Below are 24,588 nucleotides of genomic sequence, written 5' to 3' on the forward strand. Positions count from 1 at the left end.
GCGGCCGTTGGATGATCGCGAGGTTGGATCGGCCGCCGTCAGGCGGCCCACCAGCTGCTGTTGTTGCTGCTCAGCGTTCCTCGCATGCCGCAAGTATAGCCCGCCGGAAAACGTCCGACCCCCTTGCGACCATCGAGGTATGAGCGAAACCGTCGCATTTGCGGTTCAAGGGCCGTTCGACCTGGCGGCGAGCATCCAGTTCCTCGAAGGGTTCACACCGGCCGGGCGGCCGGACGCGGGACGGCACCGCGGCACCCTCGCGCTGGCCTTCCCCGCCGCGCCGTCGTGGCGGCCCGTGGGCGTGCGCCTCCGTCAGGGGGGTGACACGGTCCTCACTGAGATCGACGCGCACCCCGACGACGTGGGCCCGGCCGCCGAGCACGCCCGGCGCATCCTGTCGCTGGACGTCGACGGCACCGGCTTCGCCGCGCTCGACGATCCGCACGTCGCCCGGCTGCGACAAGAGCATCCGGGGCTGCGGCCGGTGCTGTTCCACTCGCCGTACGAGGCGGCCTGCTGGAGTGTGATCGGGCACCGCATCCGCATCGTGCAGGCGGCCGCGATCAAGCAGCGCATGGCCGAGCGCCTCGGCGACCGCGTCGGCGGACTCGCGAGCTTCCCCGGGCCGGAGCGGCTGCTGACCGTCACCGACGTGCCGGGGCTGCCGCCGGTCAAGATCGAGCGGCTGCACGGCATCGCCCACGCCGCGCTCGACGGCGACCTCGACGCCGATCGGCTGCGGGCCATGGAGACCGCGCAGGCCCTCGTCGAGCTGCAGCGGATCCCCGGCATCGGGCTGTTCTCCGCCGAGCTCATCCTCATCCGGGGCGCGGGGCACCCCGACGTGTTCCCCGCCTCGGAGCGTCGGCTGCACGACGAGATGGCCCACGAGTACGGCCTGCACGACCCCAGCCCGGCGCGGCTGGCGGCGATCGCCGAGGCCTGGCGGCCCTTCCGGTCGTGGGTGGCGCTGCTGCTGCGCGCCCGCCGCGAGCTGGAGACCGCCGAGATCGCCCGGGGCCGCCGCGTCACCCGCTGACCGGCTCCCCGCACCGGCGCCACCGAGAAGGCCGATCACCGCCGACCGGCGTCGGAGCGGGATGCCGCCCGTCACCCGCCGACCGGGCGAAACCGCCGGTCACCTGTCGGCCGGCCAAGCGCGCCAGGACCGGAGACAGCGCCGGTCACCCGCCGACCGGTATCGGAACCGCGGAGACCGCCGGTCACCCGCCAGCCGGCCAGACGCGCCAGGACCGGACCCGCCGACCGGCCAGGCGCGCCGGGGCGGGGAACCCGTTGGTCAGGCGCTGGCGCGCTCCCGTACGGAGACGTGCCAGAGGCCGAGGGCCGCCGCGACGGTCGCCACGGCCTCCGCGACCGTCGTGGCGACCTTCTCGGCGTACCACACCGGCTCGTACATGTCCGGGAGCGGTCCGAGCGACCCGACGTCGACGTACCGGTAAAGGAGTACGGCGCCGAGCGCGCTGCCGGCGACGAGGAAGGCGATCCCGTACGTGAGACGGTTCGCGCGAATGAGCACCAGGACGGCGACGAGTGCCGCGACGACCCCCTGGATCCAGAACAGCGTGCCCTCGGTGAGGCCGCTCCCCCGGGATCCCATGTCTCCGGCCAGGTGGATGTGAATGATCGCGTCGACCGCGAGTCCCGCGACGACGAGCAGGCGAAGTATCAGACCCATACCTGATTTACCGTTCCCGCGGGCCCGTCGGTTCAACTTCCGACGTAAAAAGTCCCGATCTCGCTGGTCAGCCGGCGCCGAGCTCGCGGCCGCGGTCGCGGGCGGCCTCGATCGCCTCGATGACGGCGGCGCGTACGCCGTGGCGCTCCAGCTCGCGGATGGCCGAGATCGTCGTGCCGGCGGGCGAGGTGACCGCCTCGCGCAGCATGACCGGGTGGTCGCCGGAGTCGCGCAGCATGACCGCCGCACCGACCGCCGACTGGATCACCATCTCGAGCGCGGCGGCGCGCGGCATGCCGAGCAGGATGCCGGCGTCGACCATCGCCTCGACGAGGTAGTAGAAGTACGCGGGGCCGCTGCCGGACAGCGCGGTCGCGGCGTCCTGCAGTGACTCGGGGATGCGCAGCACCTTGCCGACCGGCGTGAGCAGCTCCTCGGTCAGCTTGAGGTGCTCCTCCCCCGCGTGCGTGCCGGCGGAGATCACGCTCATCGCCTCGTCGACGTGGACGGGCGTGTTGGACATGACGCGCACGACGGCGACGTCCTCCGGCAGGCGCTCCTCGATGAACGCGGTCGGGATGCCCGCCGCCAGGGAGATGACCAGCCGCCCGGCCGGGACGTGGTCCGTCAGCTCCGCGAGCAGCGTGCCCATGTCCTGTGGCTTGACGGCCAGGACGAGCGTGTCGGCGGTCGCCGCGGCCTCGGCGTTGGTGACGACCTGGACGCCGTACCGCTCACGCAGCAGCGCCCCGCGCTCCTCACGCCGCGTCGTGACCAGCAGCTCGGACGACTTGCGCCCGGCCCGGAGCACCCCGGACAGCAGTGCCTCGCCCATCTTGCCGGCACCGAGAATCGCGATCATTCGTGCAGCCTCCTGTCCTATCCGAGAGCGTACCGAACGGGGAGGCGTCACCGGCGACGCATTACATCCGGCCGGATACACCCCGAATTCGCCGGAAAGAAGCTGACTGCTGCGGGTGATCATCTGCGACCGATGTCGTCAAAGAGGATCGAGTCGCCGAATGAGAAGACCGAGAGCGAGCGTGGTGATCACGCTCGCCGCCGTGGCGGCCGCCGGAATCCCGGCCACCGCGAACGCCACGCCCACCGCCCCCGGCGCCAAGTCCCCGACCACCGCGAAGACGGCCGAGCTTCCCGCAGACCGTTCGTGGAAGGTGACCCTGCTGACCGGGGACACCGTCCAGGTCCATACGGTCAAGAACCGCCTTCCGATGGTGTCCGTCCAGCCGGGAAAGGGTCGGACGAACGTGCCGTTCGTCCGGGACATCCGGCCTGACGGAACGATCCGCGTCATCCCGGCCGACGTCGGACGGCTCATCGGCAAGAAGATCGATCCCGCGCTGTTCAACGTCACCACGTTGATCAAGGAGGGGGCCGACGACGCCTCTCGGCCGACCCTCCCGTTGATCGTGCAGGGCGGCGACACCAAGGGCCGGAGCCTGAAGGCCGTCCACGCGACCGCCGTACGCCAGGCGAAGGGCAGGCCCCCGGCCGCGCTGACCGCCTCCGGGAAGCTCGCCTCCGGGGTGCAGCACATCTGGCTGGACCGCAAAATCAAGGTCAGCAGGCTGGACCACAATCTGGACCAGATCGGCGCTCCGGCCACCTGGAAGGCGGGTGCGACGGGGAAGGGCGTCAAGGTCGCCGTCCTGGACACCGGCGTCGACGCCACCCACCCGGACCTGAAAGGCCAGATCGCCGAGCAGGAGAACTTCGCCACCGGCAGCACCGACACCGTCGACCGCTTCGGGCACGGCACTCACGTCGCCGCCACGATCGCCGGCACCGGAGCCGCCGCGAACGGCGAGCGCAAGGGCGTCGCGCCCGATTCCCAGCTGCTGATCGGCAAGGTCCTGGGCGACGATGGTCAGGGCTATGAGTCGGACGTCATCAAGGGAATGGAGTGGGGCGCCTCCAAGGCCAAGATCGTCAGCATGAGCCTGGGAAGCTCGGTCGACGACACCCCCGATCCGGACAGCGATCCCGTGGCCAAGGCGGCCGATGACCTCACGGCCCAGTACGGCACCCTGTTCGTGGTCGCGGCCGGCAACGACGGCGCCTACGGCGACAACACCATCGGCTCGCCCGGAATCGCGCCGTCCGCGCTGACCGTCGGCGCCGTGGACGGGGCGGACAAGCTCGCCTCCTTCTCCAGCCGCGGCGGCATCCTCATGAAGCCCGACATCGCCGCGCCCGGCGTGGACATCGTGGCCGCCCGCGCGGCGGGCACCACGATGGGCAGCCCGGTGGACGCGACCTACACCACCGCCAGCGGCACCTCGATGGCCACCCCGCACGTCGCCGGGGCAGCCGCCGACCTGCTGCAGAAGCACCCCGACTGGACGCCCGCACGGCTGAAGGCGGCACTGACCTCCACCGCGCACGCCGTCTCTGGCACCGTCTACCAGGTCGGCGCCGGACGGCTCGACGTCGCGGCCGCGACCTCGGCCACCGTCGCCGCCGACGACTCCGGCGTGGCGTTCGGTCACATCGCCCACGGCTCCACCGAGGCCGTCACGAAGAAGCTCAGCTGGACCAACACCGGCACGTCCCCGGTCGAGCTACGGCTGTCGGCCACGCTCGCCGATCACGCCGGCCACGATTCCGGCGCCGCCCAGCTGCCCGCCTCGGTGACCGTCCCGGCAGGCGGAACCGCCTCCGCGACGCTCACCCTGAACCCGGGCCGGCTCACGACCGCCGGCTACTACAGCGGCGCGGTCACCGCACAGGCCGACGGCATCACGCTCCACACCCCGGTCGGGGCCTACGCCGAGCCGGAGACCCACGCCCTGACCCTCAAGGCGACGCCCTATCCGGGTACGGCCGACGGTGACTGGTCCGCGTACGTCGGGGTGCTCAACCTGGACGACCCGCGCAACTTCAGTCAGGTTCCGGACTTCGACGCGTCGGGTGTCGCCACGGTGCAGGTCGCGGCCGGCCGCTACGCCGTGCTCGGCAACGTCGACTCGAAGGTGCCAGGAGGGAATGGCGCTTACCGCACCGCGCTCGTGGGCACCGCCGAGGTGAACGTCGACCGGGACACCACGGTGGCGCTGGACGCCTCGAAGGCCGAGCCGGTGAAGATCGCCGGCCCTGGCGCGTCGAAGATGAGCGACGTGCTCGTTCATGCCGAACGCGGCACCGCCGACGGCATCTGGGGTTTCGACGTCCTCACCTTGAACGCTCCGCCCTCTCCGGCCGTCTACACCAACCCGGTCGAAAGCCCGCAGACTGGGACGTTGGAGGCGTACGTCGGCGGCCGGGTGTCGAGCGACGACGGCAAGACCGTGTACGACCTCCTGCACGACCTCGGCTCCCGGGTCCCCGAAAAGATCGACTACACCGCGGGCCCGAAGGACGTGGCCCGCGTCGACGAGCGCTTCCACGCACTCGGCGGCGACACGACCAAGCCGGTCTGGCAGAAGCGCTACGGCGTCACCCCGGCGGGCGCCCTGACCACCGAGGCCTCGGGGAACGTGGCCGCCGGCTCGGCCCGTACCGACTACGTCAGCGCCGAAACCGGAATCGACTGGCTGGAGGAGGCAGCACCCCCGAACAACGCCGGCCTCGACTCGTGGGCCCCCCAGGTGCCGTTGCGGCACTACTCCGCCGGTTCCTCGTACGCCGACGACTGGGCCCGGCAGCCGATCCGGCCCGGCCCGTACTCCGCGACCGGGGTCACCCCCAGCGTGTGCGTCCCGGGGCCGAGCACACGGGCGCGCGGGAACATCCACGTCGAGCTCGTCGACCTGCAGGACCGAATCGACGGATTCGACTGCGTACAGGGGGACATGGACAACGTCAGCACGCGCACGATGAAGCTGTACGCGAACGGCGAGCTCGCCGGTACGACCACGCACTACTACGGCGATTTCACCGTGCCGGCCACGGCGGGCACCTACCAGCTCGTCTACGACCTGGACGCGTCCAAGGTGCTGCCGGTGTCGGGGAAGACCTCGACGACGTGGACGTTCCGGTCCAAGCCCGGTGAGGATCGGGTGCCGCTGCTCACGGTGGACTACGCCCTGCCGCTGGACCTGCTCAACCACCCCAACGGCGACACCGCGACCTTCACCGTCGCCCGTGTCAAGGGATCGGCCACCGCCAAGGCCACCGGACTGAAGCTGTGGACCTCCCTCGACGACGGCAAGACCTGGCAGCCCGCCACCGTCACCGCGGGAACCGGCGGCAAGTACACCGCCAAGCTTCCCAAGGTCACGAAGGGCCAGGGCGTGTCCCTGCGGGTCCAGGCCACCGACAACGGCGGCGGAAAGATCGACCAGACCATCACCCGCGCCTACACCGGCGGCTGACGCCTGAGCCCTGGCGGTCGCCGCGCGTCCTTCGCCGGCGACCGTCAGGGGCCACCGGGAGCATTCGTCCGGATACGTCATGAATTCGTCGGAAAGATTCTGACTCCTGCGACCAATTCTCTGTGACCGATGTTGTCCAAGAGAATCGAGTCGCTGGATGAGAAGACTCAGAGCGGGCGTGGCGATCACCCTCGCCGGTGCCGTGGTCGCCGGGGTCCCGGCCGCCGCACACGCCACGCCCGCCGCCCGTACCACGACGTCCACCAAGGCACCGGAGCCGAGGCTTCCCGCCGGCCGGTCCTGGAAGGTGACGCTGGTCACCGGGGACATCGTCCAGGTACGCACCGTCAGGAACGGCCCGCCGCTGGTCTCCGTGAAACCGGGAGCCGGCCGCGAGAAGGTGCCGTTCGTCAAGGACATCCGGCCGGACGGCACCGTCCGGGTGATTCCACAGGACGTCGTCTCGAAGATCGGGAAGGTGTACGACCCGGCGCTCTTCGACGTCACCGCCCTCATCAACGATGGCGATGACGACGCCGCGACCTCCACCCTCCCGCTCATCGTGCAGGGCGGAGCCGGCGTACGGACGCTCGCCGCCGGCCGCCACAGCCTGAGCAGCATCGGCGCGACCGCGGTGCGCCAGCCCAAGGGCGACGGACCGGCACTCGCGCGCAGCGCACTGGCCGGAGACGTCACGCGCATCTGGCTGGACCGCAAGGTCCACGCCCAGGCGCTCGACCACAACCTCACCCAGATCGGCGCCCCCACCGCCTGGAAGGCCGGCGCCACCGGCAAGGGCGTCAAGGTCGCCGTCCTCGACACCGGGGTCGACGCCACCCACCCCGACCTGACGGGCCGCATCGCCGAGCAGAAGAACTTCAGCCAGGCCAAGGACACCGTCGACCGGTTCGGGCACGGCACCCACGTCGCCGCGACCATCGCGGGCACCGGAGCGGCCGCGAACGGCGAGCGCAAGGGCGTCGCCCCCGACGCGAACCTGCTGATCGGCAAGGTGCTCGGCGACGACGGCGGCGGCCGGGACTCCGACGTCATCGCCGGGATGGAGTGGGCGTCCGGCAAGGCGCGGATCGTCAGCATGAGCCTGGGCGGCTTCACCGACGACCCGGCGAACGACCCGACGGCCAAGGCCGTCGAGACGCTCACCGCCAAGAACAAGACGCTGTTCGTGGTCGCCGCCGGCAACGACGGTCCGTCCCCGGCCACCATCGAGACACCGGGCATCGCCCCGTCCGCGCTGACCGTCGGGGCCGTGGACGGCGCCGACAAGGTCGCCGACTTCTCCAGCCGCGGCGGCCCGATGATGAAACCGGAGATCTCCGCGCCGGGCGTGGACATCGTCGCCGCCCGCGCCAAGGGCACCGCGATGGGGCACGTCATCGACGCGCGGTACACCTCCGCCAGCGGCACCTCCATGGCGACGCCGCACGTCGCCGGGGCTGCCGCCGATCTCCTCCAGAAGCACCCGTCCTGGACTCCGGCACAGCTCAAGACGGTCCTGGTCACCACGGCGCACCAGGCATCGGGAACCGTCTACCAGGTCGGCGCCGGCCGCCTCGACATCGGTGCCGCCTCGCGGGCGACCGTGGTCGGCGACCAGCCGACGGTCGCGTTCGGATCCGTCCCGCACGGGTCGACCAAGGCACTCACCCAGCAGGTGAGCTGGACGAACACCGGATCCACCGCCGTCACGCTCAAGCTCGCGGCCCAGTTGACCTCCCCCGCCGGCAAGGCCGTCAAGGGCCTCGGCGTTCCCGCGACGGTGAGCGTCCCGGCCGGGGGCTCGGCCTCCGTGACGCTGACGCTGGACCCGCGCGGCCTGACGACGGCAGGGGGCTACAGCGGCACGGTCACCGCGACGGCCTCCGGAGTGGCGCTGCGGACTCCGGTCGGCGCGTCCGCCGAACCGGAGACCCACACCCTGACGCTGAAGGCCACCCCCATCCCGGGCACCCCCGACGGCGCACTCGGCGGCAACGTCGGGGTCGTGAACCTCGACGACCAGAATCTCTACAACGGCGGCGTAGAGATCCCCGCCGACGGCGTCGCGCGACTCACGGTCCCGGCCGGCCGCTACGCCGTCCTCGGCACGGTGAACGACACGACGAAGGGCAAGGCGCGGGCCGCGTTCGCCGGAGACGCCGAGCTGACCGTGAACGGCGACACGACCCTGTCCCTGGACGCCTCGAAGGCCCGCCCGGTACAGATCTCGGCCCCCGGCGCGAAGATCGACCCGAGCGGCATCGAAGGACTCCAGGTCGAGCGCCGTGTCGGAGACTCCGTCTGGGGAACCGGCGTCATCGCCTTCGACGGGTCCCCGGCGGTCTACAGCACGCCGGTCGCCGGCGTGCGGACCGGCACCCTCCGCGCGTACGCCCTCGCCCGGCTGACCGACGGCGGTAAGACCGTCTACGACCTGCTCCAGGACCTGGGCCCGAACGTCCCGGCCGAGGTGAACTACACGGCCGCCGCGAAGGACCTCGCGAAGGTGAACGAGCGGTTCAACGCCCTGAACGGCGACACGTCCAAGCCCGACGGCGAGAAGCGGTACGGCGTCACCCCGGGTGGTTTCCTGGTGAACGAGGCGTCGAGCCAGGTCCCCGCCGGGTCGACGCGGACCGACTACGTCACCGGTGTCGGGGGCGTGCGGTGGCTCGACGAGGCCTTCCCGCCGGATCTCGGCGAGGCGAGCTGGGTCACGCAGCTCCCGATCCGGCAGTACACCGCCGGGAAGACCTACACCAACGGGTGGGTCCGCCAGCCGTTCCGGCCGGGTCCGTACTCCGCGACGGGGGTCACGGCCAGTTTCTGCGCCCCCGGCCCGAGCACGCGTGCCCGTGGCAACATCCACGTCGAGCTGGTCGACCTGCAGAACCTGCCGGACGGCTTCGACTGCCTGACCGACGACGAGGACTGGTACAAGGTCAGCTCCCGCACCATGAAGCTGTACGCCGGCGCGAAGCTCGCCGGATCCACCACGCACTCGTACGGCGACTTCAGCGTGCCGGCCGCGGCGGGCACCTACCGGCTCGTGTACGACGTGGACGCGTCCAAGGTGCTGCCTGTGTCGGGGAAGACGTCGACGACGTGGACGTTCCGGTCCAAGCCCGGTGAGGATCGGGTGCCGCTGCTCACGGTGGACTACGCCCTGCCGCTGGACCTGCTCAACCACCCCAACGGCGACACCGCGACCTTCACCGTCGCCCGTGTCAAGGGATCGGCCACCGCCAAGGCCACCGGACTGAAGCTGTGGACCTCCCTCGACGACGGCAAGACCTGGCAGCCCGCCACCGTCACCGCGGGAACCGGCGGCAAGTACACCGCCAAGCTTCCCAAGGTCACGAAGGGCCAGGCGGTGTCCCTGCGGGTCCAGGCCACCGACAACGGCGGCGGAAAGATCGACCAGACCATCACCCGCGCCTACACCGGCGGCTGATCACGGGAAAGAAATCGGCTTGAAACGGCAATAAAGATCGGGACATGTATGTCCTGAGCCCGGGCCTTCGGGCCCGGGTCCGGCGGACCGCCCCGGCTCGCACCTCCCGTGTGCGTTGTCCCCTGAGCCGGGGCAGGTCCGCCTCCTACGCTCTTCAGGCCTTCGAGGCGAGCGACCGCAGGAAGAAGCCGACGTTGGCGGGCCGCTCGGCCAGCCGCCGCATGAGGTAGCCGTACCACTCCGCGCCGTACGGGACGTAGACCCGCACCTGCCCGCCGAGTTCGGTCAGCCGGCGCTGCTCGTTCGGGCGGATGCCGTACAGCATCTGGTACTCGAAGCTGTCGTGCCGGCGGTCGCCCAGCACCGCGAGGGCCCCGGCGATCTCGATGAGCCGCGGGTCATGGGTGGCCATCATCGGGTACCCGCGCCCGGCCATCAGGACCCGCATGCACCGCACGTAGGACTTGTCGACGGCGTCCCTGCCGGTGAACGCCACCGAGTCGGGCGCGTTGTAGGCGCCCTTGCACAGCCGGACCCGCGACCCCTCATCGGCGAGGTCCGCACAGTACTCCTCGGCACGGCGGAGGTACGCCTGGATGACCGCCCCGGTGTCGGGGAAGTCCTGACGCAGCTCCTTCAGGACGCGCAGGGTGGAGTCGACCGTGGTGTGCTCCTCCATGTCGAGGGTCACAGTCGTACGGGCGTTCCGGGCGGCCGCGCAGATGCGCCGGGCGTTCTCCAGAGCCGTCCGTTCGCCGTCGGGGAGCAGTTGTCCGAGCGCGGTGAGCTTGACCGACACCTCGGCGCGGGAGCCGTACCCGGCCTTGGCGATCCGCTCGAGGAGTCGTTCGTACTCGGCGGTGATCGTCTTGGCCTGGACGGCCTCGACGGTGTCCTCACCGAGATGATCGATGGTGACCATCAGGCCGTCGGAGATGAGCCCGTCGGCGATGGCGAGGGCGTCGGCCGCGGTCTCCCCCGCGACGAACCTGCGGACGACGCTTCTGGTGTACGGCGCGGTCTCGACGATCCGGCGTACGCCGCCGCTGCGTGAGGCGGCCAAGAGAGCCTGACGAAGCAAGCTTCCCCCTTAACCCGAGGGACCACACTGTCCCGACCGCCCATCAGGCTATGTCAGCTACGTCACGGGGATCATGGCGTGCGGCGCGGGAGGGTGGCGGCGCCCAGCAGCAGGGCGAGAGCAGTGCAGCCGGCGATGACCGTCATGTCGCGGACGAGCGTCCCGGTGAGCCCGGTGTGGCCGGTCAGCTCCCGCATCGCCTCGACGAGGTAGGCCAGCGGCATCACGTCGGCCGCCCAGCGCAGTGCCGTGGCCATCTCGTCGCGGGGCACGAACAGCCCGGCCAGCAGGAGCTGCGGGAGCACGAAGGCCGGCATGAACTGCACCGCCTGGAACTCCGTACGCGCGAACGCGCTGGCGAACAGCCCGAGCGCCACGCCGAGCAGCGCGGCGAGCAGGGTCAGCGCGAGCAACGTCCACACCGAGCCGCGCAGGTCGAGGCCGAGCCAGGTGAGCGCGACGGTGGAGACGACCCCGACCTGGACGAGGGCGGTGAGGCCGAAGGCGATCGCGTACCCGAGGAGCAGGTCGAGCCTGCCGAGCGGCGTCGTCATCAACCGCTCCAGCGTGCCGCCGGTCCGCTCCCGCAGGGTGGCGATGCTCGTCACGATGAACATCACGGTGAAGGGGAAGACGGCCAGGAGCATCGGCCCGTACCGGTCGAACGCCTCCGGCCGGTCGAGGACGTAGCGCAGCAGGATCATCAGCAGCGTCGGCAGGCCGACGATCAGCCCGAGCGTGCGATGGTCGTGGCGGAGCTGGGTCAGGATGCGCCGCGCCGTCGCGAACGTGATGACCGGGCTCACGACGCCACCTTCTCCCGCTCGATGACCTTGAGGAACGCCTGTTCGAGGTCGTCGGTGCCGGTGTGCTCGCGCAGCGCGTCGGGGGTGTCGTCGGCGAGGATCCGCCCCTCGCGCATGAGGATCAGCCGCTCGCACCGGGCGGCCTCATCCATGACGTGGCTGGAGACGAGCAGCGTGGTGCCCCGGCCGGCCAGCTCGTGGAACAGCTCCCACAGCTCGCCGCGCAGCACCGGGTCCAGCCCGACGGTGGGCTCATCGAAGACGAGCAGCTCAGGCCGGCCGAGAAGCGCGACGGCGAGGCTCGCTCGGTGCAGTTGCCGGCCGGACAGGCTCGCGGCGACCTGGTCGCGGGCGCCGCCCAGGCCGACCTCCTCGACGACCCGGTCGACGTCGCCCCGGCCGGCGCCGAGCGCGGCGGCGAAGTACCAGAGGTTCTCCCGGACGGTCAGGTCGACGTAGACGGCCGGGTTCTGGGTGGCGTACCCGACGCGGCGGCGCAGCTCGCGGTGGCCGGCCGGGCGGCCGAGGACGGTGACCGTGCCGCTCTGGACGATCTGCACGCCGACGACGGCGCGCATGAGCGTGGTCTTGCCGCAGCCGCTCGGCCCGAGCAGCCCGACGACGGAGCCGCGCGGCACCTCGAAGGTCAGGTCGTGCAGGACCGTCCGCCCGCCTCGGGCGACACGGAGGTCCCGGACCTCGACGGTGAAATTCATCATGCGTTGAATTTATGCCCGCGCCGCGACGCCCGTCAAGGATCCGGGACCACACCCTTGGATCGTCAGCCCGGAGCCTTGCGGCTGAGGTGCTCCCAGGCCTGGTACTCCGCAGTGCGGGCCTGATCCATCTGCTGGACGATGTCGTACGAGGCGCCGCCGACGATCAATCGCAGGGGCGGGTCCGGCAGGTCGACCAGCTCCATGACGACCGGCGCGGCCGTCCTCGGATCCGGACCCGCGTCATCGCCCCACATCTCCGCGAGCTTGGCACGCAGGGGCTCGTACTCCGGCCGGGCCTCCGTCGTCGTGGTGCCCACCGTGAACAGCCCGGTGTCGTACCCGCCGGGCTGGACGATGGTGACCTTGACCCCGAAGGGCTCGACCTCCATGGCGAGAGCCTGGCTGACCGAGTCCAGCGCCGCCTTGCCCGCCGCGTACAGCCCGACCGAGGGGAATCCGCCGCCCGCGCCCATCGAGGTGACCTGGAGGATGTGCCCGGAACCCTGCGCCCGCAGGTACGGGACGACGGCCTGGGCGACCCAGATCGCGCCGAAGAGATTGACGTCCAGGTGGGCGCGGATCTGCTCCTCGGTGGCCTCCTCGACCATGCCGAGCAGCAGCCCGCCGGCGTTGTTGACCACCACGTCGAGCCGCCCGAAGGCCGCCGCGGCCCGGTCGACGCCTTCCCGGACGGCCGCGCGGTCGGCGACGTCCAGCGGCAGCCGCACGAGGGCATCCGGATACTTCTCGGCCAGATCCGCGAGCGGATCCACGTCGCGGGCGGCGCCCACCACCCGGTCCCCGGCGCCCAGCGCCGCCTCCGCGAACGCCCTTCCCAGACCCCGGGACGCCCCCGTGATGAACCAGACACGACCAGTCGTCATGGAACAAGCACCTCCAATGACCTAGATGAGACGAGACGGTTCGTCTCGCGTTCCGTGGACGCCAGCATGCCATGCGCCGCAGCGCTCCGCAAGACGGTCCGTCTCGTCTCGTCTGTTGCTATGCTCCACGCATGTCCGTCGCGAAGAAGCCCGATCCGGCGCGCCGCAGCGAGCGGTCCAGGCAGGCGATCCTCGACGCCACGCGCGAACTGGTCTCCGAGGTCGGATACGCGAAGGTCTCGATCGAGGCCATCGCCGCACGCGCGGGTGTGGGCAAACAGACGATCTACCGGTGGTGGCCGTCCAAGGGCGCCGTGGTCTTCGACGCGTTCCTCGCACTCAGCGAGGACCCCAAAGGCACCGGAGTGACCCTGCCCGACACCGGGGACATCGAGGCCGACCTGAAGGCCGTCATGCGGGCGACCGTGGCCGAGTTCGCCGATCCGCGGTTCGAGGCTCCGATCCGGGCGCTCAACGCGGAGATCATCAACGATGCCGCCCTCACCGCCCAGTACCGCGAAAAGCTGGCCGGCCCCGTCGACGAGGCTAAGAAGGCACGGCTGCGCAGCGCGCAGCGCGCGGGCCAGATCGACGCCGACGCCGACCTCGACCTGGCGCTCGAGCTGATCTGGGGCCCGGTGTACCAGCGCTGGCTGAACCGCTCCGGACCGCTCACCCCCGAGTACGCCGACGCCCTCGTGGATCTCGCCCTGAAGGCCCTCCGGCCCTAGGGGCTCAGGCGGCGAGGTAGCGCTGCAGGGTCGGCGCGAGCAACGCCACCAGGTCGTCCTCGGCCGCGGACGCCATCGGCTCGATCTCCAGGACGTACTTCAGCATCACGATGCCGACCATCTGGGCCGCGGCGGCGGTGATGTTCAGCCTCGGCGTGCCCAGGGCATCGGCCACCTGGGCCAGGAGCCTGCCGGTGACGAACTCCCGCAGCAGCGCGGCCCCCTGCTCGTTGGTGGCCGCCGACCGCAGGATCCCGATGAACTGCGGCCTGAGCCGCGGATCCGACCAGAGCCCCAGGAACGTCCGGGCCAGCCGCTCACCGAGTTCGGAACGCGGGCCCGCCAGCACGTGTCCGAGGAACATCCCCGGTTCGACCGGGAATCGCATCGCGGCCGCGAAGAGCTGCTCCTTCGCGCCGAAGAAGTGGTGAACCAGCGCCGGGTCCACGCCGGCCTCGCGGGCGATCGCCCGGATGGAGGCCTTGTCGTAGCCGCGCTCGCCGAACAGCACCCGCGCCGCCGCCAGGATGTCCTCACGCGACGAGGTGGGACCCGGCCTGCGCCCCGGGCGGCGCGTCGGCGTCGTCATCCGCGGGCCTCCGTGAGCCTCGTCCGCTCCGGCACGGCCCGTACGGGCGACGGGGCCGCGGCGGCGGTCACGACGGTGAGACCTCGCCCTCGGAGTTCACCTGCCAGGAGCCGGCGTGGGCGGCCGCGGCCAGGTGGAGGCGGGCGAACGCCAGCGACTCGGCGAGGTCGTCGGCGCGCTGGTCGCGGTCGACGGCGCGGCGCGTGTTGATCTCGACGACGATCTGGCCGGTGTAGCGCTGGGCGGCCAGGCGCTCCAGCATCTCGGCGCACGGCTGGTTGCCCCGGCCGGGGACCAGGTGCTCGTCTCGGTTGACGATGCCGATGCCGTCCGCGAGGTGGACGTGCGCGAGCCGGTCGCCGAGGTCGTCCGCCATCTCGAGGGGGTCCGAGCCGGACACGGCGGCGTGCGAGAGGTCGACCGTGACGTTGGGGTACGGCAGGTCGACGGGGTTCCAATGCGGGGAGTACATCCCGACCTCGGCCGCCCGCGCGCGTACGGGGAACATGTTCTCCACCGCGAAGACGACGTCCGTCTCTTCCTGCATGCGGGCGAGTCCCTCTTCGAACTCGCGGGCGTACTCCCGCTGCCAGCGGAACGGGGGATGGACCACGACGACCTTGGCGCCGAGCTTCTCGGCGGCGTCCTTGGAGCGCACCAGCTTGCCCCAGGGCTCACGGCCCCAGACGCGCTGGGTCAGCAGAAGGCAGGGGGCGTGGATCGACGTGATGGGGATCTGGTGATAGTCGGAGAGTCTGCGCAGCACGTCGATGTCCTGGCTCGCCGGATCGGCGGTGACCATGATTTCGATGCCGTCGTACCCGAGGCGCGCGGCGAGGTCGAACGCGGCCGGCGTCTTCTCCGGGTAGACCGACGCCGAGGACAGCACGATGGGCGCGTCGGGGACCTGGAGGACTTCTTCCACAATCGGCAAGCCTATGCGTTCCATCGCCTGGTCCGGCCCGCCGTCCCGGCGTCTACCGTGGAGGCGTGATCGCCGCCGGAGCCATAGCGAGCCCCAACATCTGGAACAGTCCGCAGGTCTACGAACTCGAGAACCGCGCGGCCGACCCGGACGCCCGGATCGAGCGGGCCATGCGGGAGATCCGGCCCTGGGACGGCGCGGTCGTGCTCGACGTGGGCTGCGGCACCGGCTTCCACCTGCCCGCGTTCGCGCGGACCGCCGCCAAGGTCGTGGGCGTCGAACCGCATGCGGGCCTGGCCGGCCTGGCCCGCCGCCGCGTGGCCGAGGTCACGAACGTCGCCGTACGTGTCGGCGCGGCCCAGGCGCTGCCCGTTCCCGACAAGTCGGTGGACGTGGTCCACGCCCGCTGGGCGTACTTCTTCGGGCCGGGATGCGAACCGGGGCTGGCGGAGCTCGGCCGGGTCGTCCGGCGCGGCGGCGCGGCGTTCGTCATCGACAACGACGCCACGCGGTCGACCTTCGGGACGTGGTTCCGGCGCTGGCTGCCGTCCTACGACCCCGACGCGGTCGAGCGGTTCTGGTCTCGGCATGGGTTCTCCCGTACGCCGCTGGACATTCGCTGGCGCTTCGACGACCGCGCGCACCTCGAGGCCGTGCTGAAGATCGAGTTTCCGGCCGAGCTCGCCGAGGAGTTCCTCGGCGAGGTCGAGGGCTGTGAGGTCGACTATGCCGTCAACCTATGGTGGCGGCACTACTGACAGGTACCCCCTCAGTCGGCGGCTACGCGGGACGCTCCCAGCACGGCGAGGACCCGGTCGGCGACGGCCTGCATGCCCTTGGCGTTCGGGTGGACCGGCGCGGCCGGGTTGGTGAGGAGGATGCCCTCGACCCACCGGTCGGCGGCGCACATGTCGTGCCGCCGGCCGCTCGTGTAGGCGTCGACGAAGCTCGCTCCGCCGAGCCGGGCCTGCTCGGCGAGCATCGTGTTGAGGTGTCGCTCGAACGCGTCGAGGAACGGGACGTCGCCTTCGGCCGTGGGCACGTTCGGCCAGCAGCCTTTCCGGGCGGGCAGCATGCGGGGATAGCCGACGAGCAGGACGCGGGCGCGCGGCGCGCGGGCGTGCACGGCATGCAGGAGCGCCGCGATCTTCGGCGCGGTCGCGGCGATCCGCTGGTCGAGGGTCGCGCCGTAGTACCGCGTGCAGGGCGTCCCGTGGGGCGCGGTGAGGCTGAGCGTCGCGCAGGCCAGGACGATGCGGCTGTAGCCGATGTCGTTGCCGCCGATGCCGATCGTCACCAGCGTGGTGTCCCGGGTCACCGCGTCGAGCTGGGGGGCGTTGTGCCCGAACAGGACGGGCTGGGCCCGGGTCGTGTCCTCGGTCGTGGCGCCGCTGCAACTCACGTCGGTGAACGCGGTCGGCTCGAGCAGCCGCGCCACCAGGGACGGGTAGTTGTGGTCGGAGCGCAGGCAGGCGATCGGCGTGCCGTGCCGGTGCGGGATGAGGGGTCCCGCCGTGAACGAGTCGCCGAGCGCGACGTAGCGGCCGGTGTCCGCCCGCGCCGGGCCGCCCATGATGATCGCCGGAACCATCGCCACGAGCGCCACCCACCTGCGCATCGCACCCTCCCTGCCCGTCTGGCCGCCAGTAAGGCCCGGCGGACAGGATCCGTCAATGCCCCTGTCCGGAGTCGGCCGGTGATTACTATGTCACCCTCGGTCATCAAGGTCACTCTCATTTGTCATCGGCGGGCCGTACAGTCACGGCCATGGCGAAGAGCGTTAAGCAGGCGTACCGCTGCGCCGAGTGCGGCTGGCAGACGTCCAAGTGGGTCGGGCGCTGCGGGGAGTGCCAGGCGTGGGGCACGGTCGACGTGGCGGGCGCGGCCAAGCCCGCACGGGTCGTGACGGCCGGCCCGGTGACCGCGCCGGCCCGGCCGATCGGCGAGGTCGACGTGAAGGCCGCGCAGACCGCCCCCACGGGGCTGGACGAGCTGGACCGCGTGCTGGGCGGCGGCCTGGTGCCGGGCGCGGTGCTGCTGCTGGCCGGCGAGCCGGGCATCGGCAAGTCCACCCTGCTGCTGGAGGTCGCGGCGCTGCACGCCGGCCGTGGCACCGCGCTGTACGTCACGGGCGAGGAGTCGGCCGAGCAGGTCCGGCTGCGGGCCGACCGGATCGGCTCGATCGCCGACCGTCTCTACCTCGCCGCCGAGACCGACCTGGCCGCCGTCCTCGGGCAGATCGACTCCGTGCAACCCGAGCTGGTGGTCGTCGACTCGATCCAGACGATCGGCTCGGCGGAGGTCGACGGCGCCGCCGGCGGCGTCAGCCAGGTCCGCGAGGTGGCCGCCAACCTGATCCGGGTCGCCAAGGAGCGCGGCATCACCACGGTCGTCGTCGGCCACGTGACCAAGGACGGCTCGATCGCCGGCCCCCGCGTCCTGGAGCACCTCGTCGACGTCGTGCTCTACTTCGAAGGCGACCGGCACAGCCGGCTGCGCATGATCCGCGCGGTGAAGAACCGCTACGGCCCGACCGACGAGCTGGGCTGCTTCGACCTGTCGGAGATGGGGATCATCGGGCTCGCCGACCCCAGCGGCCTGTTCCTCACCCGCCAGGAGAAGCCCGCTCCGGGCACCTGCGTGACGGTCACGCTGGAGGGCCGTCGGCCGCTGGTGGCGGAGGTGCAGTCGCTGGTCGCCCCGTCGCCGCTCGCCAACCCCCGGCGCATGACCTCCGGGCTCGACTCCGCCCGGGTCGCGATGATGCTCGCGGTGCTGCAGCGCCGCTGCCGCGTCAAGCTGCACGATCGCGACGTGTACGCCGCGACGGTGGGCGGTGTGCGGCTCAGCGAGCCGTCCGTCGACCTGGCCGTGGCGCTCGCCGTCACCGGCGCCGCCAACGACGCGACCCTCCCCTCCGACATGGTCGCCTTCGGCGAGGTCGGCCTGGCCGGCGAGGTCCGCGGTGTCCAGGCGGCCAAGCGGCGCCTGTCCGAGGCGGCCCGGCTCGGCTACCGGCGCGCCATCGTCCCGAGCGGGTCGCTCGATCCGACGAACGGCCGCACCAGTGGCACGATCGTGACGGATGAGGGTATGCAAGTGGCAGAAGTGGATGACGTGTGGACGGCGCTCGGCATCGCGTTCGCCGTGGCGAACGCGGACGGGCGCGCCACGACGGAGTGAGGGGAGCGGGGTCGACCTTCCGCGTTCACCGATAAACTGACCGCCGTCCAGCGACCTCCGGGGGTCACGTGCCAGCACAAGACAAGGGCAAAGACGAGCGACGCCGCGCAACGCTTGCCGCCGTCGCTCCTGGGACGCAGCTCCGTGACGGGCTGGAACGCATTCTTCGCGGCCACACCGGCGCACTCATCGTGATGGGGTACGACCGCGTCGTCGCCGGGCTGTGCACGGGCGGGTTCGAGCTCGACGTCGAGTTCTCCTCCACCCGGCTGCGCGAGCTGGCCAAGATGGACGGCGCCATCGTCATCGACGCCAACTGCACCCGCATCGTGCGCGCCGGCGTGCACCTCATGCCGGATCCGACGATCCCGACCGAGGAGTCCGGCACCCGGCACCGCACGGCCGAGCGGGTCGCCCGCCAGACCGGCTACGCGGTGCTGTCCGTCAGCCAGTCGATGCGGATCATCGCGCTCTACCTCGACGGCCAGCGTTACGTCATGGAGGACTCCGCCGCGATCCTGTCCCGCGCCAACCAGGCCCTCGCCACGCTCGAGCGCTACAAGCTGCGGCTCGACGAGGTGTCGGGCACGCTGTCGGCGCTGGAGATCGAGGATCTCGTCACCGCGCGCGACGTCAGCGCGGTCGTGCAGCGCCTGGAGATGGTCCGCCGCATCGCCGACGAGATCAACGGCTACGTCGTCGAGCTCGGCACCGACGGGCGGTTGCTGTCCCTCCAGCTCGACGAGCTGGTCTCCGGCGTCGACATCGACCGGGAGCTGATCGTCCGCGACTATCAGCCGGACGACCGCACCCGGTCGGTCGCGGAGGTTCTCGACGCGCTCAACCAGCTCTCGGCCAACGATCTCCTCGACCTGGCCACCGTGGCCGAGGTCCTCGACTTCGGCGGCAACGATCCGCTCGACACGCCGGTCAGTCCCAAGGGTTACCGCCTGCTCGCCAAGGTTCCGCGCCTGCCGAGCCTGCTGGTCGAGCGGCTCGTCGAGCACTTCGGCGGCCTGCAGAAGCTCCTCGCCGCCAGCATCGACGACCTGCAGTCGGTGGGCGGCGTCGGCGAGTCCCGGGCCCGCAGCGTCCGCGAGGGCCTGTCCCGCCTGGCCGAGTCCTCGATTCTCGAGCGCTACGTCTGAGCCGCCGCTCTTCTCCCGAAGCCGGCCCCAGGCCCCTAACGTCAGCGGATGCCGGCCTCGACCTGGGTCAGTTGGGTGGCGAGGATCTCTTCGAACGCGGCGCGACGGTCGGCCCCGAGAGGGCGGACGTCGCGGGCGAAGTGGGCCAGGGCGGGGAAGCGTTCGGGGTCGGCGCCCAGCACGGCGACGCGGAACTGCTCCATGCCCTGCTCGTACTCTTCGGGGGTGATGGTGCTGATCCCTGCCTCGGAGGCGATCAACGCGGCGATGAGGATCACAAGCCGGTGGTAGCGCGCCGGGATCTCCTCGTCGGGCAGGCCCGACGCTCGCAGGGCCTGCAGCACCTCCTCCATGACCAGCCGGGAACCCGTGCCGCCTGACGCGTAGCGTCCCCAGATCGCGGCGAGCTGGGGTTGCCGGCCGAAGGCCTCCCGCACGCGCAGGGCCACGGCGGTGATGCGCTGCTTCCAGTCGCCTTCGGGGCGGTAACCGTCCATGGCGGCCAAGAGGATCCGGTCGGCGACCGCGCGCAGGAGCTCGGTCTTGTTGCGGAAGTGCCGGTAGAGGCTGGAGGAGTCGGTCCCGAGCGCCGCGGCGAGCTTGCGCACGCTGAACGACTCGGCGTCGCTCGTGCGCAGCAGCTCCGCCGCCGCGTCCAGGATCTCCTCGGTCGACCAACGCCTTCGGCCTGCCATCCCACCCCTCTCGTCCGAAGTCAGCATAACTTATGCACTTGCCGTTGCACGCGGTGCGTGCATACTAGGGACATGACGAACCCACTGGATCCCGCGGAGCTGAACGCCGCCATCGAGAATGTCCACCGCGCCGGCATGCCGGGCTTGTTCGCCGAGGTACGTGACGGCGACCAGGTCTGGCGCGGCGCCGCCGGGGTCGCCGATGTCGCCACCGGTCGTCCCGTCACCGCCGACATGCGGCACCGCGTCGGCAGCATCACCAAGCCCTTCACCGCCGCCGCGGTGCTGCAGCAGGTCGAGGGCGGTCAGATCGGCCTCGACACGCCGATCGGCCGCTACCTGCCGAAACTGGTTCCCGGCGAACGCGGGGACGCGATCACGGTCCGGATGCTGATCAACCACACCAGCGGGCTCGCCGAATACCTGCCGTACGCCTACCCCTCGCTCAAGGCGTTCCCCGTCCTCGCGGACACCAGGCCCCAGAGCCTGGACGACAACCGGCTCACGCGGTTCCACGCCACCGAACTGATCGAGATGGGGGTCGCCGCACCCGCCGTCGGCACCCCGGGCGGCACTCCGGGGGTGTACTCCAACACCAACTACCTGCTCCTCGGCGAACTCCTGGAACACGTCACCGGCACCACGGCCGAGAAGTACATCACCCAGAACGTCATCGAGCGCGCCGGGCTCCAGGACACCGAACTCCCCGCCGAGCCGTACGTCGACGGGCCGCACTCGCAGATGTACGAGGCGTGGCTCGGCATGATCGACCCACCGCGCGACTACAGCGTCTATGACATGTCATTCGTGGGGCCGGCGGCCTCGCTCATATCGACCGTCGCGGACCTCAATCGCTTCTTCGGCATGCTGCTCGCCGGCGAGATCGTCAGCCGGTCGTCGCTGGCGCAGATGCAACGCACCGTCCCGGTCATCTCCCAAGAGGGCAAGACGATCGACTACGGCCTCGGCCTGCACCCGATGAAGGCTCCCGGCCAGGACACCTTCTGGGGCCATGGCGGCACGGTCTGGGGTGCCGGAGCGCTGGCCATGACCCGCGCCGACGGCCGGCGGCAGATGTCCATCGCGGTGAACCTGCAGAGGTGGAACCGGCTCGACTCCTCGGGCAAGCCGCAGCCTCATCCCATCGACGACGCGCTCGCGGCTCTCTACCGGGTGGCGATGTACGGCGACACCCAGCCGGAAGCGCGATGACCCCCGGTCACCGGCGGGGCGCGGCCACCCGGGCCAGCAGGTCCGTCGTCACCTCGTGGAGCCGGTCGGCGGCGGCGGGGTCGAAGTCCGTCCCGGTGAGCGGGAGCGGCCGGCCGCGCTTGAACGCCGTGACGGCGGCCGCGGGCGGATCGTCGAGCAGTCCGGCGATCGGCACGATCGCCTTGTCGACCGGCGTCGCGAAGAACCGGGCGAGCGTCTTGGTGATGGCCCGCTGGGGCTGCGGCAGCGGGTCGGCCATGGCGGTGGCCACGAAGCCGGGGTTGTAGAGGACGTAGCGGGTCCGGGCGTCCGGATACCGGGCGGCGAAGCCGACACCGAGCAGGTCGTTGCAGCGAGAGGTCTGCATCGCGGCCCGCATCCCCTTGTACCCGTCGCGAAGCTGAAGGTCGTCCCAGTGGATCCGGCCCGGCATGCCGCCGGGCCCGGCGATGTTCATGATGACGGCCGCCTCGGCGCGTTCCAGGTGCTCCATCAGGCCGTGGCCGATCACGAAGCGGCTCAGGTAGGCGAGCGCGAAGGTGAACTCGAGCCCGTCCTCGGTCTCCTCGCGCTCGGGGCGGAAGCGCTGCGCCCCGAAGACCAGCCCGTCCACCGCGTCGGCGGCTCCCGTCACCTCGTCGATGACCTTGCGCATGCCCGCCACGGTGCTGAGGTCGGCCCGCAGGTGAACGGCTCGGTCCGCGGCGCCGAGCCGGTCCGCCTCGGCGAGGAAGGCCCGGCCCTTGGTCTCCCCGCTCGCCACCGCGATCACCCGGTCTCCGCGCCGGAGGAAGTGCAGCCCCAGCCCCCGGCCCATCCCGTCCGTACCGCCGGTGATCACGTATGTGCGCATGCCTCGACCTTCCGTCACAAGTCATCGACCGATGACCAAGGATGCTAGGCGAGATCCTCGCATCAAGTCAACGACTGATGACTTATGCTGACTTCATGACCCAGCCCAAGCGCCGCGACAAGGCGGCCACCCGCGCGGCGCTGCTCGAAGCCGCCCGCCTGCGCTTCGCCCAGCACGGCTACGACGGCACGGGCGTACGTGACATCGCGGGCGACGTCGGCGTGGACCCGGCGCTGGTCTTCCGCTACTTCGGCTCCAAGGACCGGCTCTACGGCGAGGCGGTGAACGTCGAGGTCCCGGCCGGCCTCGGCGACGACGGCCGTCCGCTCGCGCACATCACCGACGCCCTGCTCCACGACGTCGTCTTCGCCGACTGGGAGCAGTTCGACGGCGAGCACCCGCTGCTGGTGATGCTGCGCTCCTCCGGCCGCCCGGCGATACGCGACGAGTTGCGCGAGCGGATCTGCGCGGACTATCTCCAGGACTTCGCGGACCGGATGGGCGGCCTGGACGCCGACCTGCGCGCCGAACTCGTGGGCGCGCTGCTGCTCGGCCTCGGCGTGATGCGCTCGCTCATCGGCTCCCCGGCCCTGAGCGACGCGACCTTCGAGGAGACGCGCACGCTCGTCGCCCGCATGGTCACCGCCCTCGCCGAAGACTCAGCGTAGGCGGAAGACCTGGCCGTCCGTACGGCTCCCCCGGCCCTTTGCCGTGACGACGTACGTCCCCGGCAGCGCCCGGGAGTCGCCGCCGCAGCGCGTACGGTCCCAGCCGACGTCCGTGATGTACGGGACGCCCCGCCGCAGCATCCGGATGTCGGACGCCGGCCCCTCCGCGCACCGGTCGGACGACCAGACCGGGTCCGCGCCCGAGGTGATCCGGAGCCGGAGTGCCTTCGCGCCCACGTCGAACGTGCAGGCCCGGCGCCCGGTGTTCACCACGCTGAGCCGGAAGTGCGGGTGCTCTCCGCTCTTGTAGACGTCCTTGGTCGGCGTGAGCGCGACGACGACGTCCGCGTCGGCACAGCGATCCCCGCTGCGCGGTTTCCCGGCGATCGCCGCCGAGGGCGTGACCGTGACGGTGACGGTGGCGGCCGGAGACGCCGGGGTCCCCGGGGTCCCCGGGGTCGCCGTCGGAGTCACGGCGACCGGCAGCGGGCTCATCGTGGCCGCGGCGTTGCGCACCTGGGACGTCGGCTTCTTGGGGTCGGGACCCGAGCAGGCCCACGCCATCAGACCGATGGCGGTGATCCCCCCGGCCAGAACGTAGACCCGGCGGCGCCAGTAGGCGTCCGCCTCCCCCAGGTCTCGTTGCGTGTCGGAGTCCATACGCTCAGTATCCTTTTTCGATCAATGCACGGTACCGCGACCCGCCGTGTCAGGATCGAATCACCATGCACCGACCTACCTACGCCGAACCCATTCTCAGCTGGTATGCCGAGCACGCCCGGGACCTCCCCTGGCGGCGCCCGGACGCCTCTCCGTGGGCGGTCCTGGTCAGCGAGATCATGCTGCAGCAGACCCCGGTGTCGCGCGTGCTGCCCGCGTACGAGGCGTGGCTGACCCGGTGGCCGACGCCCGCCGCGCTGGCCGCCGAGCCGCCCGGCGAGGCCGTGCGCGCCTGGGGACGGCTCGGCTACCCCCGGCGCGCGCTGAACCTCCACGCGAGCGCCCGCGCGATCGTCGAACGCCACGACGGGCAGGTGCCGTCGGCGTACGACGACCTGCGCGCGCTGCCCGGCGTCGGCGCGTACACCGCCGCCGCGGTGGCGAGCTTCGCGTACCGGCAGCGGCACGCCGTCCTGGACACCAACGTGCGCCGGGTGCTGGCCCGGGTGATCACCGGCGTGGAGTACCCGCCGAAGACGCAGACCGCCGCCGAGGTGCGCCTCGCCGAGTCGCTGCTGCCGGAGGAGGCCGAGACGGCCGCGACCTGGGGCGTCGCCGTGATGGAGCTGGGGGCGCTCGTGTGCACCGCCCGGACTCCGCGCTGCGCCGACTGCCCGGTCATCGCCTCCTGCGCCTGGCGGCTGGCCGGCAAGCCCGCGTACGACGGTCCGGCGCGCAAGGGCCAGACGTACGCCGGGACGGACCGTCAGTGCCGGGGCCGCCTCCTCGCCGTTCTGCGGCACGCCAGCGGCCCGGTGGAACGCGCCGCACTCGACGACGCCTGGGACGACGTACGGCAGCGTGAGCGCGCCCTCTCGTCGCTCATCGAGGACGGCCTGATCGACCCCCTCGACGACGGCCGCTTCGCCCTCCCCCGCTGACCCCGT

General features: G+C 71.4%; 22 protein-coding genes. 10 read left to right on the forward strand and 12 right to left on the reverse strand.

Translation table 11 applies throughout. From position 1 onward, the window contains the following. Positions 1 to 139: 139 nt before the first annotated feature. The gene (locus ACQP2O_RS49595) at positions 140 to 1,039 is read left to right on the forward strand and encodes a DNA-3-methyladenine glycosylase family protein (protein WP_433176840.1); all 900 of its coding nucleotides are present in this window, start codon (positions 140 to 142) and stop codon (positions 1,037 to 1,039) included. 261 nt (positions 1,040 to 1,300) lie between these two features. Here the strand turns inward: ACQP2O_RS49595 and ACQP2O_RS49600 are convergent, their stop codons facing one another. Together ACQP2O_RS49600 and proC are read right to left on the reverse strand one after the other, a co-directional pair. Beyond that, the gene (locus tag ACQP2O_RS49600; RefSeq protein WP_433176841.1) at positions 1,301 to 1,699 is read right to left on the reverse strand and encodes a hypothetical protein; all 399 of its coding nucleotides are present in this window, start codon (positions 1,697 to 1,699) and stop codon (positions 1,301 to 1,303) included. A 67-nt stretch (positions 1,700 to 1,766) separates the two neighbouring features. Further along, complete coding sequence (proC, locus tag ACQP2O_RS49605) at positions 1,767 to 2,561, reverse strand: pyrroline-5-carboxylate reductase (protein WP_433176843.1); 795 nt, start codon at positions 2,559 to 2,561, stop codon at positions 1,767 to 1,769. A 160-nt stretch (positions 2,562 to 2,721) separates the two neighbouring features. Here proC and ACQP2O_RS49610 point away from each other — a divergent pair, with 160 nt between their 5' ends. Together ACQP2O_RS49610 and ACQP2O_RS49615 are read left to right on the forward strand one after the other, a co-directional pair. Further along, entirely contained in the window at positions 2,722 to 6,033 is a 3,312-nt protein-coding gene (locus ACQP2O_RS49610; protein WP_433176845.1) for a S8 family serine peptidase, read from the forward strand. 157 nt (positions 6,034 to 6,190) lie between these two features. Next, entirely contained in the window at positions 6,191 to 9,487 is a 3,297-nt protein-coding gene (locus tag ACQP2O_RS49615; RefSeq protein ID WP_433176847.1) for a S8 family serine peptidase, read from the forward strand. Between the two features lie 154 nt (positions 9,488 to 9,641). Here ACQP2O_RS49615 and ACQP2O_RS49620 read toward each other — a convergent pair whose 3' ends face one another. From ACQP2O_RS49620 to ACQP2O_RS49635, 4 genes are all read right to left on the reverse strand, one after another. After that, a complete protein-coding gene (locus ACQP2O_RS49620) occupies positions 9,642 to 10,568 on the reverse strand; it encodes a proline dehydrogenase family protein (RefSeq protein ID WP_433176849.1) in 927 nt (308 codons plus the stop codon). 71 nt (positions 10,569 to 10,639) lie between these two features. Next, positions 10,640 to 11,374, reverse strand: a complete 735-nt coding sequence (locus tag ACQP2O_RS49625; RefSeq protein ID WP_433176851.1) for an ABC transporter permease — start codon at positions 11,372 to 11,374, stop codon at positions 10,640 to 10,642. Then, entirely contained in the window at positions 11,371 to 12,093 is a 723-nt protein-coding gene (locus tag ACQP2O_RS49630) for an ABC transporter ATP-binding protein (RefSeq protein WP_433176853.1), read from the reverse strand. Before ACQP2O_RS49630 ends, ACQP2O_RS49625 begins: the two co-directional genes overlap by 4 nt. Positions 12,094 to 12,155: 62 nt before the next feature. After that, positions 12,156 to 12,977 carry an SDR family NAD(P)-dependent oxidoreductase gene (locus ACQP2O_RS49635; protein ID WP_433176855.1) on the reverse strand — a complete coding sequence of 274 codons (822 nt, stop codon included), beginning with the start codon at positions 12,975 to 12,977 and terminating at the stop codon, positions 12,156 to 12,158. A 131-nt stretch (positions 12,978 to 13,108) separates the two neighbouring features. Between ACQP2O_RS49635 and ACQP2O_RS49640 the strand changes: the two genes are divergently transcribed. Then, positions 13,109 to 13,708 carry a TetR/AcrR family transcriptional regulator gene (locus ACQP2O_RS49640; protein WP_433176857.1) on the forward strand — a complete coding sequence of 200 codons (600 nt, stop codon included), beginning with the start codon at positions 13,109 to 13,111 and terminating at the stop codon, positions 13,706 to 13,708. Between the two features lie 4 nt (positions 13,709 to 13,712). On the opposite strand, the gene ACQP2O_RS49645 is transcribed toward ACQP2O_RS49640, so the two are convergent. Beyond that, on the reverse strand, positions 13,713 to 14,297 hold the full coding sequence (locus ACQP2O_RS49645) for a TetR family transcriptional regulator (RefSeq protein ID WP_433176859.1): 585 nt from the start codon (positions 14,295 to 14,297) through the stop codon (positions 13,713 to 13,715). A 67-nt stretch (positions 14,298 to 14,364) separates the two neighbouring features. Next, a complete protein-coding gene (locus ACQP2O_RS49650) occupies positions 14,365 to 15,246 on the reverse strand; it encodes a sugar phosphate isomerase/epimerase family protein (protein ID WP_433176860.1) in 882 nt (293 codons plus the stop codon). A 146-nt stretch (positions 15,247 to 15,392) separates the two neighbouring features. On the opposite strand from ACQP2O_RS49650, the gene ACQP2O_RS49655 reads away from it, so the two are divergent. Continuing rightward, the gene (locus ACQP2O_RS49655) at positions 15,393 to 15,980 is read left to right on the forward strand and encodes a class I SAM-dependent methyltransferase (RefSeq protein ID WP_433191427.1); all 588 of its coding nucleotides are present in this window, start codon (positions 15,393 to 15,395) and stop codon (positions 15,978 to 15,980) included. 11 nt (positions 15,981 to 15,991) lie between these two features. Here the strand turns inward: ACQP2O_RS49655 and ACQP2O_RS49660 are convergent, their stop codons facing one another. Beyond that, on the reverse strand, positions 15,992 to 16,840 hold the full coding sequence (locus ACQP2O_RS49660; protein ID WP_433176862.1) for an SGNH/GDSL hydrolase family protein: 849 nt from the start codon (positions 16,838 to 16,840) through the stop codon (positions 15,992 to 15,994). 149 nt (positions 16,841 to 16,989) lie between these two features. On the opposite strand from ACQP2O_RS49660, the gene radA reads away from it, so the two are divergent. Both radA and disA read left to right on the forward strand, forming a co-directional pair. Beyond that, a complete protein-coding gene (gene radA, locus ACQP2O_RS49665) occupies positions 16,990 to 18,405 on the forward strand; it encodes a DNA repair protein RadA (RefSeq protein ID WP_433176864.1) in 1,416 nt (471 codons plus the stop codon). Positions 18,406 to 18,473: 68 nt separating this feature from the next. Further along, positions 18,474 to 19,553, forward strand: coding sequence for a DNA integrity scanning diadenylate cyclase DisA (disA, locus tag ACQP2O_RS49670; protein ID WP_433176866.1), 1,080 nt, complete (start codon positions 18,474 to 18,476; stop codon positions 19,551 to 19,553). Between the two features lie 41 nt (positions 19,554 to 19,594). Here the strand turns inward: disA and ACQP2O_RS49675 are convergent, their stop codons facing one another. Next, complete coding sequence (locus tag ACQP2O_RS49675) at positions 19,595 to 20,248, reverse strand: TetR/AcrR family transcriptional regulator (protein WP_433176868.1); 654 nt, start codon at positions 20,246 to 20,248, stop codon at positions 19,595 to 19,597. A 72-nt stretch (positions 20,249 to 20,320) separates the two neighbouring features. Between ACQP2O_RS49675 and ACQP2O_RS49680 the strand changes: the two genes are divergently transcribed. Beyond that, positions 20,321 to 21,460 carry a serine hydrolase domain-containing protein gene (locus ACQP2O_RS49680; protein WP_433176870.1) on the forward strand — a complete coding sequence of 380 codons (1,140 nt, stop codon included), beginning with the start codon at positions 20,321 to 20,323 and terminating at the stop codon, positions 21,458 to 21,460. A 7-nt stretch (positions 21,461 to 21,467) separates the two neighbouring features. Here the strand turns inward: ACQP2O_RS49680 and ACQP2O_RS49685 are convergent, their stop codons facing one another. Continuing rightward, the gene (locus tag ACQP2O_RS49685; protein WP_433176872.1) at positions 21,468 to 22,313 is read right to left on the reverse strand and encodes an SDR family NAD(P)-dependent oxidoreductase; all 846 of its coding nucleotides are present in this window, start codon (positions 22,311 to 22,313) and stop codon (positions 21,468 to 21,470) included. A gap of 95 nt (positions 22,314 to 22,408) precedes the next feature. On the opposite strand from ACQP2O_RS49685, the gene ACQP2O_RS49690 reads away from it, so the two are divergent. After that, complete coding sequence (locus ACQP2O_RS49690; RefSeq protein ID WP_433176874.1) at positions 22,409 to 22,981, forward strand: TetR family transcriptional regulator; 573 nt, start codon at positions 22,409 to 22,411, stop codon at positions 22,979 to 22,981. Here ACQP2O_RS49690 and ACQP2O_RS49695 read toward each other — a convergent pair. Beyond that, entirely contained in the window at positions 22,973 to 23,641 is a 669-nt protein-coding gene (locus tag ACQP2O_RS49695; RefSeq protein ID WP_433176875.1) for a hypothetical protein, read from the reverse strand. The genes ACQP2O_RS49690 and ACQP2O_RS49695 overlap by 9 nt on opposite strands. 65 nt (positions 23,642 to 23,706) lie before the next feature. Here ACQP2O_RS49695 and ACQP2O_RS49700 point away from each other — a divergent pair, with 65 nt between their 5' ends. Then, positions 23,707 to 24,582 (forward strand): A/G-specific adenine glycosylase, encoded by an 876-nt coding sequence (locus tag ACQP2O_RS49700; protein WP_433176877.1) that lies wholly within the window; start codon positions 23,707 to 23,709, stop codon positions 24,580 to 24,582. Positions 24,583 to 24,588 lie beyond the last annotated feature (6 nt).

Source organism: Actinoallomurus sp. CA-150999, assembly GCF_050942425.1.
Classification (GTDB): Bacteria; Actinomycetota; Actinomycetes; order Streptosporangiales; family Streptosporangiaceae; genus Actinoallomurus.

What these genes read in the sequence shown, in the direction of transcription:
- ACQP2O_RS49690 (WP_433176874.1), top strand. Translation starts at nt 22,409, where the DNA reads ATGACCCAGCCCAAGCGCCGCGACAAGGCGGCCACCCGCGCGGCGCTG.
- ACQP2O_RS49615 (WP_433176847.1), top strand. Translation starts at nt 6,191, where the DNA reads ATGAGAAGACTCAGAGCGGGCGTGGCGATCACCCTCGCCGGTGCCGTG.
- ACQP2O_RS49610 (WP_433176845.1), top strand. Translation starts at nt 2,722, where the DNA reads ATGAGAAGACCGAGAGCGAGCGTGGTGATCACGCTCGCCGCCGTGGCG.
- ACQP2O_RS49655 (WP_433191427.1), top strand. Translation starts at nt 15,393, where the DNA reads ATGCGGGAGATCCGGCCCTGGGACGGCGCGGTCGTGCTCGACGTGGGC.
- ACQP2O_RS49660 (WP_433176862.1), bottom strand. Translation starts at nt 16,840, where the DNA reads ATGCGCAGGTGGGTGGCGCTCGTGGCGATGGTTCCGGCGATCATCATG.
- ACQP2O_RS49685 (WP_433176872.1), bottom strand. Translation starts at nt 22,313, where the DNA reads ATGCGCACATACGTGATCACCGGCGGTACGGACGGGATGGGCCGGGGG.
- ACQP2O_RS49645 (WP_433176859.1), bottom strand. Translation starts at nt 14,297, where the DNA reads ATGACGACGCCGACGCGCCGCCCGGGGCGCAGGCCGGGTCCCACCTCG.
- ACQP2O_RS49675 (WP_433176868.1), bottom strand. Translation starts at nt 20,248, where the DNA reads ATGGCAGGCCGAAGGCGTTGGTCGACCGAGGAGATCCTGGACGCGGCG.
- proC (WP_433176843.1), bottom strand. Translation starts at nt 2,561, where the DNA reads ATGATCGCGATTCTCGGTGCCGGCAAGATGGGCGAGGCACTGCTGTCC.
- radA (WP_433176864.1), top strand. Translation starts at nt 16,990, where the DNA reads ATGGCGAAGAGCGTTAAGCAGGCGTACCGCTGCGCCGAGTGCGGCTGG.
- ACQP2O_RS49600 (WP_433176841.1), bottom strand. Translation starts at nt 1,699, where the DNA reads ATGGGTCTGATACTTCGCCTGCTCGTCGTCGCGGGACTCGCGGTCGAC.
- ACQP2O_RS49630 (WP_433176853.1), bottom strand. Translation starts at nt 12,093, where the DNA reads ATGATGAATTTCACCGTCGAGGTCCGGGACCTCCGTGTCGCCCGAGGC.
- ACQP2O_RS49700 (WP_433176877.1), top strand. Translation starts at nt 23,707, where the DNA reads ATGCACCGACCTACCTACGCCGAACCCATTCTCAGCTGGTATGCCGAG.
- ACQP2O_RS49695 (WP_433176875.1), bottom strand. Translation starts at nt 23,641, where the DNA reads ATGGACTCCGACACGCAACGAGACCTGGGGGAGGCGGACGCCTACTGG.
- ACQP2O_RS49680 (WP_433176870.1), top strand. Translation starts at nt 20,321, where the DNA reads ATGACGAACCCACTGGATCCCGCGGAGCTGAACGCCGCCATCGAGAAT.
- ACQP2O_RS49595 (WP_433176840.1), top strand. Translation starts at nt 140, where the DNA reads ATGAGCGAAACCGTCGCATTTGCGGTTCAAGGGCCGTTCGACCTGGCG.
- ACQP2O_RS49635 (WP_433176855.1), bottom strand. Translation starts at nt 12,977, where the DNA reads ATGACGACTGGTCGTGTCTGGTTCATCACGGGGGCGTCCCGGGGTCTG.
- ACQP2O_RS49640 (WP_433176857.1), top strand. Translation starts at nt 13,109, where the DNA reads ATGTCCGTCGCGAAGAAGCCCGATCCGGCGCGCCGCAGCGAGCGGTCC.
- ACQP2O_RS49650 (WP_433176860.1), bottom strand. Translation starts at nt 15,246, where the DNA reads ATGGAACGCATAGGCTTGCCGATTGTGGAAGAAGTCCTCCAGGTCCCC.